The sequence below is a fragment of the Desulfosarcina cetonica JCM 12296 genome, from assembly GCF_001311845.1.
GTDB lineage: Bacteria > Desulfobacterota > Desulfobacteria > Desulfobacterales > Desulfosarcinaceae > Desulfosarcina > Desulfosarcina cetonica.
Window position 1 is genome coordinate 1 of record NZ_BBCC01000543.1, and the last position, 612, is coordinate 612.

Annotated in this window: 1 protein-coding gene and 1 pseudogene; both read right to left on the reverse strand. The window is 62.9% G+C overall.

The genetic code is table 11. From position 1 onward, the window contains the following. On the reverse strand, positions 1-362 hold a 362-nt coding region (locus JCM12296_RS35485), incomplete at its 3' end, for a phosphomethylpyrimidine synthase ThiC (RefSeq protein WP_281492282.1). Between the two features lie 118 nt (positions 363-480). Then, a pseudogene (locus JCM12296_RS49640) lies at positions 481-534 on the reverse strand (hypothetical protein); the annotation flags it as partial. Positions 535-612: the final 78 nt, after the last annotated feature.

Here is a 612-nt window from a genome sequence, read left to right on the forward strand (position 1 = left end):
CGAGGTGGCCGCCCCGATGGCGGCGGTGACGTGGTCGTAGCCGGCGCCCACGTCGCCGGGATCGGCCCCAAGACGTAATAGGGCGCATGGCCACTCATGCGCTTCTCCAGCATGATGTTACCGGCGATCTCGTCCAGGGGGACGTGGCCCGGGCCTTCGACCATGGTCTGGCAGCCCATCTCGCGCCCGATCTCGGCCAGCTCGCAGTTGATGATCATCTCGGCCATTTGGGCGCGGTCATGACTGTCGTGAATGGCGCCGGCGCGAATGCCGTTGCCCAGGGAAAGCACCGCGTCGTACTTCTTCATCAGGTTGCAAACCCGGTCGAACTGCTCGTAAAGGGGATTTTCCTTCTTGTTCATGTCCATCCAGCGACCATGAAGGTGCCGCCCTTGGAGGCCAGGCCGCCGTACCGGAAGCCTGTTTCCTGAGTCGCCGGATGGTGTATTGGTTGATGCCGCAGTGGATGGCCATGAAACTGAGGCCGTCGGAAAGCTGCTGCTCGATGAGATCGAAGAGAAATTCAGGGTCCAGCTTGGCCGGGTTGCGGGTCTTGCGCGTGGTCTCCTTGAAGCTGGTAGAGGGGCACGTTGCCCACCGGCCGCGTGGTGG